This window comes from Sulfurimonas sp. HSL3-1, assembly GCF_039645995.1.
Lineage (GTDB): Bacteria > Campylobacterota > Campylobacteria > Campylobacterales > Sulfurimonadaceae > Thiomicrolovo > Thiomicrolovo diazotrophicus.
Genome location: NZ_CP147920.1, coordinates 1,156,705 through 1,166,321 on the forward strand (window position 1 = coordinate 1,156,705; position 9,617 = coordinate 1,166,321).

At 58.4% G+C, this 9,617-nt stretch carries 9 protein-coding genes; 7 read left to right on the top strand and 2 right to left on the bottom strand.

Annotated elements, in window-relative coordinates; all coding sequences use genetic code 11:
* The 5 genes from WCY31_RS05950 to WCY31_RS05970 all read left to right on the top strand — a co-directional run bounded on the left by WCY31_RS05950 (window position 1) and on the right by WCY31_RS05970 (window position 4,860).
* Window positions 1-852 carry a sugar phosphate isomerase/epimerase family protein gene (locus WCY31_RS05950; RefSeq protein ID WP_345973654.1) on the top strand — a complete coding sequence of 284 codons (852 nt, stop codon included), beginning with the start codon at window positions 1-3 and terminating at the stop codon, window positions 850-852.
* The gene (locus tag WCY31_RS05955) at window positions 849-1,733 is read left to right on the top strand and encodes a DMT family transporter (protein ID WP_345971380.1); all 885 of its coding nucleotides are present in this window, start codon (window positions 849-851) and stop codon (window positions 1,731-1,733) included. Before WCY31_RS05950 ends, WCY31_RS05955 begins: the two co-directional genes overlap by 4 nt.
* 13 nt (window positions 1,734-1,746) lie before the next feature.
* Window positions 1,747-3,081: an allophanate hydrolase gene (gene atzF, locus WCY31_RS05960; RefSeq protein ID WP_345973656.1), complete on the top strand. Its 1,335-nt coding sequence runs from the start codon at window positions 1,747-1,749 to the stop codon at window positions 3,079-3,081.
* Window positions 3,074-3,472 carry an allophanate hydrolase-related protein gene (locus WCY31_RS05965; protein WP_345973657.1) on the top strand — a complete coding sequence of 133 codons (399 nt, stop codon included), beginning with the start codon at window positions 3,074-3,076 and terminating at the stop codon, window positions 3,470-3,472. Before atzF ends, WCY31_RS05965 begins: the two co-directional genes overlap by 8 nt.
* 173 nt (window positions 3,473-3,645) lie before the next feature.
* Window positions 3,646-4,860 carry a hypothetical protein gene (locus tag WCY31_RS05970; protein WP_345973659.1) on the top strand — a complete coding sequence of 405 codons (1,215 nt, stop codon included), beginning with the start codon at window positions 3,646-3,648 and terminating at the stop codon, window positions 4,858-4,860.
* 92 nt (window positions 4,861-4,952) lie between these two features.
* Here the strand turns inward: WCY31_RS05970 and WCY31_RS05975 are convergent, their stop codons facing one another.
* Window positions 4,953-5,762 carry a class III extradiol ring-cleavage dioxygenase gene (locus tag WCY31_RS05975; protein WP_345973661.1) on the bottom strand — a complete coding sequence of 270 codons (810 nt, stop codon included), beginning with the start codon at window positions 5,760-5,762 and terminating at the stop codon, window positions 4,953-4,955.
* A 215-nt stretch (window positions 5,763-5,977) separates the two neighbouring features.
* Here WCY31_RS05975 and WCY31_RS05980 point away from each other — a divergent pair, with 215 nt between their 5' ends.
* On the top strand, window positions 5,978-6,850 hold the full coding sequence (locus WCY31_RS05980) for a hypothetical protein (RefSeq protein ID WP_345973662.1): 873 nt from the start codon (window positions 5,978-5,980) through the stop codon (window positions 6,848-6,850).
* Between the two features lie 4 nt (window positions 6,851-6,854).
* Here WCY31_RS05980 and tgt read toward each other — a convergent pair whose 3' ends face one another.
* Complete coding sequence (tgt, locus tag WCY31_RS05985) at window positions 6,855-7,976, bottom strand: tRNA guanosine(34) transglycosylase Tgt (RefSeq protein WP_345971388.1); 1,122 nt, start codon at window positions 7,974-7,976, stop codon at window positions 6,855-6,857.
* Window positions 7,977-8,163: 187 nt separating this feature from the next.
* Here tgt and WCY31_RS05990 point away from each other — a divergent pair, with 187 nt between their 5' ends.
* On the top strand, window positions 8,164-9,567 hold the full coding sequence (locus WCY31_RS05990; protein ID WP_345973664.1) for a COG3400 family protein: 1,404 nt from the start codon (window positions 8,164-8,166) through the stop codon (window positions 9,565-9,567).
* Window positions 9,568-9,617 lie beyond the last annotated feature (50 nt).

The window sequence follows — 9,617 nt, forward strand, 5'->3', positions numbered from 1 at the left end:
ATGGAACTGCAGCGTTATAAAACCATGTGGGGCTTTACGGGGGATTTCGAAACCGCCTGTGCCGAAGCCCTTGCGGCGGGGTTCGATGGGATCGAAGGGCCGGCACCCGAATCCTCCTCCCAGCGTGCCTACTGGAAAGCGTGTCTTGAAAAGTACGGCCTGCACTATATCGCCGAGGCGGTAACCGGGGGCGATTACGTCCCGCGTCGTGATCTCGGTGTCGAGGGGCACCTGGATGACCTCAACGCGATTCTCGCGCGGAGTGCGGAACTCTCCCCGCGCTTTGTGACCTGCATCGGCGGGCTGGACGCCTGGAGTGAGGCGGAGAGCCTGCGCTTTTTCAAAGAGGGGATGAAACTGGCGGAGCGCTACGGCCTGCAGATCAGTTTTGAGACCCACCGCAGCCGCAGCCTCTTCAACCCTTGGGTGACGCGCCGGATCGTTGAAGCGTTGCCGGCGATCTCCCTGACGGCCGATATCAGCCACTGGTGCGTCGTCTGCGAACGGCAGATGGACAGCGAACGCGAGACCATCGAGGCGATCGCGCCGAACGTGAAACATATCCATGCCCGCGTCGGTTACGACCAGGGGCCGCAGGTCCCGCACCCGGCGGCACCGGAGTATGCCTATGCCCTGGAGGCGCACCAGGCGGCCTGGGAACGTTTCTGGGAAGCGCAGTACCACCGCGGCTTCGCGATATCGACGATGACGCCGGAGTTCGGCCCCGACGGCTATCTGCATACGCTCCCCTTCACCCAGGCCCCGGTGGCCGATCTGTGGGAACTCAACCAGTGGATGGGCGACACGGAACGGCTCCATTTTCAGCGCCATATGGCAAAGGCGGCGGCATGAGATCGCACCTGCCTGTCGTCGTGCTGCTCGGCGCGTCGGTCCTTTGGGGGCTTACCTGGCTGCCGCTCAAACAGATCAATAGCATGGGCATAGACGGCATCGCACTGACGATGGGGGCCTACGGCATCCTTGCCCTCCTGCTGACGCCGGTGCTCATGGCGCAATTTTCGCAGTGGCGCGAACATAAGCGGGCGATGGGAATGATCCTGCTTTTCGGCGGGGGTGCGAACCTTGCGTTTACCTATGCCCTGATCAACGGCGAGGTGATCCGCGTCATGGTGCTCTTCTACCTGCTGCCCGTCTGGGGCGTGCTCGGCGGGAAGTTCTTCCTGCGTGAAGGCGTCGATCTCTGGCGCTGGCTCGGTGCCGCCCTGGCGGTCACGGGTGCCTTTGTCATTCTCGGCGGTTTCGACGCCCTCAGCGGTGCCCCGTCATGGATCGACCTGATCGCGCTGCTTTCGGGCTTGCTCTTCGCGATGAACAACCTGGTTTTCCGCGCGGCGGCAGCGGTCCCGGTCGCATCGAAGATCACGGTGATGTTCTACGGCTGCCTGATCCTGGCCGGTGCACTGCTCGGACTGGGCGTGGAACAGCTCCCCTATGACGCAGCTCCCGAAGCGTGGTTTGCCCTCGCGGCTTACGCGTTGCTGTGGCTGCTGCTGGCCAACATCGGTTCCCAGTGGGGCGTGACGCATATGGAAGCGGGGCGCTCCTCCATCATCATTATCATGGAGCTGATCACCGCCGTTATCTCCGCGACGCTGATCGCGGGAGAGCGCATGGACGCCATGGAGATGATCGGCGGCGTGCTGATCCTCGCGGCGGCGCTGATCGAGGCGCTGCGTACCAAAGAGGACGATCTCCCCGAGACGACGATATAAAAAGGAATAGATTATGACGATTTCACAACTTTTGAACGACTATAAAAACGGGACAACAACACCGCGCGACGTCATGGCGAATATCCGTGCGCAGATCGCGGAACATGCGGAAAACCCTATTTTCATCCACGCGCTGAGCGAAGCGGAACTTGAACCGTACCTGCAGCGTCTCGAAGGGGTAAGCCCCGATGCCCTGCCGCTCTACGGCATCCCTTTTGCGATCAAGGACAATATCGACCTCGCCGGTATCCCGACGACGGCCGCCTGTCCGGCATTCAGCTACATTCCGGAAGCCTCCGCTTTCGTCGTCGCGCAGCTGATCGAAGCGGGGGCGATTCCCGTCGGCAAGACGAACCTCGACCAGTTCGCGACGGGGCTTGTCGGGACGCGTTCACCCTATGGCGCCTGCCGCAACAGCATCGACCCCGCCTACATCTCCGGCGGTTCCAGTTCGGGGAGCGCCATCAGCGTCGCCCTGGAGATGGCGGCCTTCTCTCTGGGGACGGATACGGCGGGATCGGGACGCGTTCCGGCGGCCTTTAACAACCTTGTGGGCGTCAAGCCCTCCAAGGGGGTATTAAGCACCTCCGGTGTCGTGCCGGCGTGCCGCAGCCTCGACTGCGTCTCCATCTTTGCCCTCAACACCGAGGACGCCAAAGCGGTCTTTGACATCGCATGCGCTTTTGACGCCGCGGACCCCTACAGCCGCAAGATGCCGAAGACAGGAGGTACAGCGGAAAAAACGATGCGCTTTGCCGTACCGCTGCCGTCGCAGCTGAAGTTCTTCGGGGACAGCGAGGCGGAGGCGCTCTTCAACGCGGCGGTAGCCCGCTTCGAATCCATGGGGTATACGGCGGTCGAAACGGATTTCTCACCGATGCTCGACGCGGCGAACCTGCTCTATTCGGGTCCCTGGGTCGCCGAACGCTATATCGCGACGAAACAGATTATGGACGAAACGCCCGAGCAGGTATTGGACGTCACCCGTTCGATCATCGAACAGGGACGTGACAAGAGTGCAGAGGCGTATTTCAATGCCGAATACCGTCTCAAAGCCTACAAGCGCCACTCCGAACAGATGCTCGAGGGGACGGATTTCGCCCTGACTCCGACGACGGGGACCATTTACACCATCGAGGCGGTCAACGCCGACCCGGTGCAGCTGAACACGAACCTCGGCTACTACACCAATTTTATGAACCTGCTTGACTTCGCCGCCTACGCGGTACCGGCCGGCTTCCGCCCCAACGGGCTCCCCTTCGGCGTCACGCTCTTCGGCGACGCCTTTGAAGACCGCCGTCTGATGGACGTCGGCGAAGCTTTTGTTGCGGAGGCACCCCGTGGCTAAGACGATCGAGATCGCCGTCTGCGGCGCGCACATGCGTGGTCTGCCGCTCAACCACCAGTTGACGGAGCTGGACGCAACCTTTGTGACGGCGACAAGCACGGTAAAAGGGTACCGCCTCTTTGATGTGCCGGAGAAAGTGCCGCCGCGGCCGGGGATGGTCCGCGACAGTGAGGCACAGAGCAGCGTCACCCTTGAAGTGTGGTCGATGCCGCTGGAGCATTTCGGCGCGTTTATGGTCCAGATCGCTTCGCCGCTCTGTATCGGCACCGTGCAGCTCGAAGACGGCAGCGACGTATACGGCTTCTTGTGCGAGGCCGATGCGCTCAAAGGTGCCGAAGAGATCACTGCCTTCGGCGGCTGGCGGGAGTACCTCGCTTCAACGCCGCGCTGACGCTTCTTTTCAGCAGAAGACAAAACCAACTTTTTGGAGGTGGAAAAAATGAGATGAATAGAATTTGTCCTATGCATGATTAAAAAATAAACAATATAGCGGTTTAAAAATGTTAGACCGTTGGTAAAGTACTAAAGACATAAAGCAAGTCTATCTACCGATAAGGAAACATAATGAAAATGACAAAAATGAGTTTGATGGCGGCACTGCTCCTGGGAAGCAGCGCTTTTGCATTTGAAAATACAGAAGTCGGCGGTGATGCCCGTTTCTTCTACTCTACATTTGACGGTCACGGTGCCGACCTTTTCGGCAAAGCGAGCAGCACGGCCGATTTCGGTGCACGCCTGAGCATTACAACGGATATCGATGAGATCCTCTCTGCCGGCGTAACAGGTTACGCTGTCAGTACGCTTGGCCTTGACAAAGAGATTGCCAATAACGTATGGTCCGGTGCGCATCTTGATACTGCGACAGGTGACTTCTATACGACGACCGGTTGGATCGGCGAAGCGTGGCTCTCTGCAAAACTGGGTAACACCGTTGTCAAAGGCGGTCGTATGGAACTCGACACGCCGCTGCTCTTTACGGAAACGTGGGGCATTACAGCAAACAACTTTGAAGCGGCGACGGTTACCAATACGGATATCCCGGATACGACGCTTGTCGGTGCATGGGTTGCAACCGGAAACGGCTACTCCCAGTTCCTGCTGACAGACACGAAGGGTAACTTCTCCACTATCGGCGACCAGGGTGCGATCGCCGTCGGTGCCATCAACAACTCTTTTGAACCGCTGACGGCGCAGGCGTGGTACTATGAGCTGCCTGATACGGCGACGGCCTACTGGCTCGAAGCAGACCTCTCCATGGCAGGTGTTGTCGCAGGTCTCCAGTACGCGGACATGAACCCGAACGAGCTCATCTCTGCAGCGGACGACTCCACGGCGTTTGCGGCAAAACTGGGTTACGAAGGGATTGAGAACCTCGGTATCTACGCTTCCTACTCCACAACGGATAAAGACGGTGACATGTACATCGGTAATATCGCAACCACACCGGGCGAAGGCTGGGGTATGCAGTCCAAGCTCTACACGGAAGCATGGTGGAACTTCGGTTATGTCGGCCTGCCGGGTACGGATGCCTACAACGTCACGGCGACATACAGCATTCCTGAAATGGCTGATCTCGGACTCTTCTACACCAACATCGACACAGATGGTGGCTTTGGTCCGGCTTATTTCAAAAACACGGTGAGCGAAGTAACCTTTACGGCTGCCAAATCATTCGGCAAGCTTGATGCGCTGTTCGCATACATCTATGCGGATGACGACGCCATTAACAACGGCGACGCTTACAACACGCTGCAGCTCTACCTCGTCTACAACTTCTAATTGAAGCCGTAGATGCGCGCCGACGCGCGACACACTACTTTTGCCCGGGAGCCTTCATTCTCCTCTTCCGGGCGCCTTCTCCTATCCCTTTTTCAAGACCACAGAAACATCGCCGAAGAGACGCCGAGTATCTCCGCCTCGAAAACGCTGTCGCAGGCTCGTCCCGTCGCGCCGTAACAGACATGCAGCGGCAGGAGATGTTCCGCCCTGGGGTGGCAGTATCTGGCGTAGGGGGCATGCTCCCAGTTGATCAGCCGTTCGCTGCGTTCGCTCTCGATCAGCGCTTTGTCCGAACAGGTCTTGATGAGCCAGCGCTTGAAGGCGTCGTTCTTATCCGTACGTTCCCGGGAGGGTGTAAAGAAGGCGTTCATATTGTGAAAAGAGAAGCCCGAGCCGATCACGAGGATGTTGTCGTGCGAGAGCGATGCCAGCGCCTCGCCCATGTGCAGATGCGCGGCCGGCTCCAGGCCCTTGACGAGCGAGAGCTGTATGCAGGGAATGTCCGCATCGGGATACATGATCTTGAGGGGGACGAACAGCCCGTGGTCGAAGCCGCGATCGTCGTCCAGGATCGATTCGATCCCGTGCTGTTGGAGGCTCCAGTGCAGCTCATCCGCCAGGGCCGGCGCACCGGGAGCGGGGTAGGTGATGTCGTAGGCTTCGTCGGGGAATCCGTAGTAGTCGTAGATGAGCTCCGGTGTGCTGCCATGGGTGATCGTCGGGGTGATTGTTTCCCAATGGGCGCTGACGACAATGATGGCCGAGGGTTTTGCGATCATCGCAGCGATCCGCTTCAGGGTGATTACCATCTCGTCGTGACCCCTGTCTCCCAGCAGCGGCATCGGCCCACCGCCGTGGGAGAGGTAGAGGACACGCATATGCTTGGAGTCATTTAGGGCCATTGTGCGCTCCTTTTTATCCCGCTTGGTGATGCAGTTGGTGATTTCATTATAACGCGGAGGAAGGCGCGACAGTTTAATCGGGCGGACTAGCGCGGAGCGTTCAGTCGCCGTTTAACAGCTCAGGCGCATAATGAAGTATTATTGTGCAAAAAGGAGAACGACGCATACACCGTATCGGCATGCGCGGCAGAAACAGGCAGCCGCAAGGAGGCCGCATGAAACGCATTGTGAACCAGTTCCGGCAGCACCGGCATGCGATCGAAATGTTTTTGCGCAACAGGGTAGAGGATGACCGTTTCAATTTTGAGGACGAAGCCGGAATACGCACTGCCTTCAGCCATCTGCCTTTTTTGCAGATGATCTATCTGATCGGACCCGACCTCAAACAGACGAGCCCGAACTACTACCGGCGGGGCAGGGATGTGACGCGCGTCGGCACGGATAAAAGCCACTACTTTGCCAATATCAATTTGGAGAACTTCAGTACCTACATGACCAGCCCCTATATTCACCACATCACCGGTGATTCCAGCGTGACGCTCGTGACAGCGGACGGGGAGGGGGGCTTCGTCGTTTTCGACTTCAACCTGCTCAAACTGCTCGAGGCGCTGCGCCTGATCGAACACAACTCCCGCTTTGAGCGTTTCAAACTGATCGTCTATGCCCTGGGCGGATCCACCCTGGTCGCTGTCTCGCTTTTCCTGATCCTCTACGGTGCGTATACGTTCGCCTATGTCTTCTTCCATACCGCCGACGCCATGCTGCACGAGGTTTTCAAAGCGATCATCGCCATTACCCTGGGGATGGCCATTTTCGACCTGGCCAAAACGATTCTTGAGAACGAGGTGATGTATAAAAACGCCGGTCGGCAGCGGGAAGGACAGTATGCGCTGCTGGGCAAGTTCCTCGTCTCCATCATCATCGCCCTCTCCATCGAGTCGCTGATGGTCGTCTTCAAGATTACGCTGGGAGACTATACGGGGATGGGGTACGGTTTTCTGCTGCTGTTGGGCGTGACGCTGATGATCGTCGGGCTCGGGTGGTTTGACTACCTGACGACGCGCAGAGTATTGGATGAGGATAAGTAGAAACTTACCCCTCGCGTTTGCGGTAGAACTCGGCTTTGAAATCGCTCCAACGCCCTTCGAGGATCGCTTCGCGCGCCTGGCGCATCAGATTCAGGTAGTAGTGCAGGTTGTGGATGGAGGCGAGGCGGAAGTAGGTGAGCTCCTTCGCGCGGTAGAGATGGTTAAGATAGGCGCGGCTGTAGCGGCGGCAGGTGTAGCAGTCGCACGCGTCGTCGACGGGCGCTTCGTCGTATTTGTACCGGGCAGCCTTGATGTTGATCTTGCCGAAGCTGGTAAAGAGCGTCGCGTTGCGGGCGTTGCGCGTCGGCATGACGCAGTCGAACATGTCGACGCCGCGGTCGATGTTCTCGATCAGGTCCTCGGGCGTCCCGACGCCCATCAGGTAACGGGGCTTGTCCGTGGGCATGTACTGGAGAGTATGCGCGACGGTGTCGTACATGTCCGCGTTGCTCTCGCCGACGGAGAGGCCGCCGATGGCGAAGCCGTCATAGTCGAGGGCGCAGAGTTCCGTCGCGGATTTGGCGCGGAACTCCTTGTCGATGCCGCCCTGGATGATGGCGAAGATGTTCTGGTTGACGCCGATACCCTCTTGCTGTTTTCGGCGGTGGTAGTCGATGGACTGCTTCGCCCACTGGGTCGTGCGGTCGATGGAGAGGGCGATGCGTTCGCGGGTGGCGGGCAGGGCGACGAGGTCGTCCAGGATCATCATGATGTCGCTGCCGAGGTTGTATTGGATGTCGAGTACCTTCTCGGGGGTAAAGTAGTGCTTGGAGCCGTCGATGTGGCTGCGGAACTCGATGCCGTTCGCGTCGGCCTTTGAGATGTCGCTGAGGCTGAAGGCCTGGAAACCGCCGCTGTCGGTGAGGAAGCTGTTGGGGTAGGTCGTGAATTTATGCAGACCGCCGAGTTTCGCGACGCTGTCGTCGCCCGGGCGCAGGTACATGTGATAGGTATTGGCGAGGATGATCTTGGCGCCTAAAAGTTCGGCCATATCCTGCATGTCAAGGGATTTGACGCTGCCGACGGTTCCCACGGGCATGAAGACCGGGGTCTGGATGGTGGAGTGGGCCGTCTCAATGGTGGCGGCCCGGGCGTTTCCGCTGGTCGCTTCGAGGGTAAATGTCATGGGCTTCTCTATGGCAATGTAAGTGCGGAATTGTAACGCAAACCCCCTAAACACGCAGTTATGCTACAATGTCTCCCGATAATAGACAGGCCGTGCCACGCTCATCCCGGCACCGGGCCTCCACTGCAGACGAAAGAAGGTATTCGCACCGCTACGGGCCCCTGTGCCCGTGTCGCGACATTGGACCATGAAAAAAATTCTCATCATCACGGATTGCACGATCGGCGAGCATCTCGTCGAGCGTGCCATCGAAGCCTATTCCAAAGACAATCTTTACTACGTCATCCAGATGAAGGAGCGCAGTTACGAGAATGCCGGTCCGGACCGCTTCAAATTCTTTACCTTCGACCCGACGAGCCGTTACAAGCTCAGCAACGTATTGAAGATGGAGTTCGTGCAGATCATGCTGGTGATGAGCAGCCGCGCGGACGCCGTGAATACCCTTGAGAACATCCGGGCCGACAAGCCCTCCGTCCGCGTCATCATGCTGGACCAGTGGGACCTCAAAATCGACGACCCGAACACGCTCACCATCGACGTCAACGACCAGCTCTCCGCCCGCCTCATCGATTATCTCCCCAACGTCCCCGTGATCGCCCAGAACGTCGGGCTCGGCGAAGGGGAGGTGATGGAGGTGCTGGTCCCATTCGGCAGCGCCTATGTCTACCGCCATGTCGGTGCCATCGAGCAGTCGCAGTGGCGCATTGCCGGCATCTACCGCGACCAGCGGCTGATCCTGCCGACCGAACGGACCCTGATACACCCCAACGACCTGCTGCTCCTTGTCGGCGAACCGGACGTACTGATCTCCATCTACCGATCTTTCAAGCGGGAACTGGGGCACTTTCCCGCCCCCTACGGCAGCTCAATTTACCTCTTTTTCGACATGGATGTGGACCGCGCGGAGGATATCGTCCCGATGCTGCGCAAAACCCTTTACGTGCAGGAGCGCCTCCGCCGCAAGCTCTACATCCGTGTCACCAACCCCGGCGACCTGGACGTGCTGCGCGAAATCAAGGCTATGCGCTCTTCGGATGTCGAGGTGATGATCGACTATGACCGCCGGGGCGAGGTCTACCTGCTCAGTAATGACAAACGCCATGTCCATGCGGGCTTCATTATCGTTTCACGGAAGCTTTTCGGGATCGACGCCGTGCGCAAAGTGCTCTACGATCTCAAGGTCCCGGTGCTGAAAATGGCCTCAGGACAGATGCACAACGTCAAACGCGCGGTCATGCTGCTCTCCGAGTCCGAGGATGTCGAGAAGATCACCACCACGATGTTCGATATGGCGTCGCAGATGGAGTGGATGATCGAGCTGCTGGAGTACCAGCAGGACGACAACAGCTTCAAAGAGCAGGTGGAGCAGTACTACCAGAACCTCTCCGCGATCTTCTCACAGTCCGTCTCCATCCGCAAAAGTACGGACAACCCACTGCGCATGCTCAAAAAAGAGGAGCGATTCGTGCAGTGCATCCCCTTTTCCGAGACGGTCATGCAGCGGCCGGTACTCACCCTTTTCTCGACAGATCTGCAGGGACTCTCCTTCCACCTGGACCATTTTCACCAGCTTTTCATCCCGGTCCTCTAGGAAGCGCACTGTCTCAAGATGGCTATAAGTCCCATTTAAGTATTATAAGT

Bases quoted from the DNA above. Each gene is read 5' to 3' on its own strand.
- WCY31_RS05950 (WP_345973654.1), top strand. From the start codon at position 1: ATGGAACTGCAGCGTTATAAAACCATGTGGGGCTTTACGGGGGATTTC.
- WCY31_RS05955 (WP_345971380.1), top strand. From the start codon at position 849: ATGAGATCGCACCTGCCTGTCGTCGTGCTGCTCGGCGCGTCGGTCCTT.
- atzF (WP_345973656.1), top strand. From the start codon at position 1,747: ATGACGATTTCACAACTTTTGAACGACTATAAAAACGGGACAACAACA.
- WCY31_RS05970 (WP_345973659.1), top strand. From the start codon at position 3,646: ATGAAAATGACAAAAATGAGTTTGATGGCGGCACTGCTCCTGGGAAGC.
- WCY31_RS05975 (WP_345973661.1), bottom strand. From the start codon at position 5,762: ATGGCCCTAAATGACTCCAAGCATATGCGTGTCCTCTACCTCTCCCAC.
- WCY31_RS05980 (WP_345973662.1), top strand. From the start codon at position 5,978: ATGAAACGCATTGTGAACCAGTTCCGGCAGCACCGGCATGCGATCGAA.
- tgt (WP_345971388.1), bottom strand. From the start codon at position 7,976: ATGACATTTACCCTCGAAGCGACCAGCGGAAACGCCCGGGCCGCCACC.
- WCY31_RS05990 (WP_345973664.1), top strand. From the start codon at position 8,164: ATGAAAAAAATTCTCATCATCACGGATTGCACGATCGGCGAGCATCTC.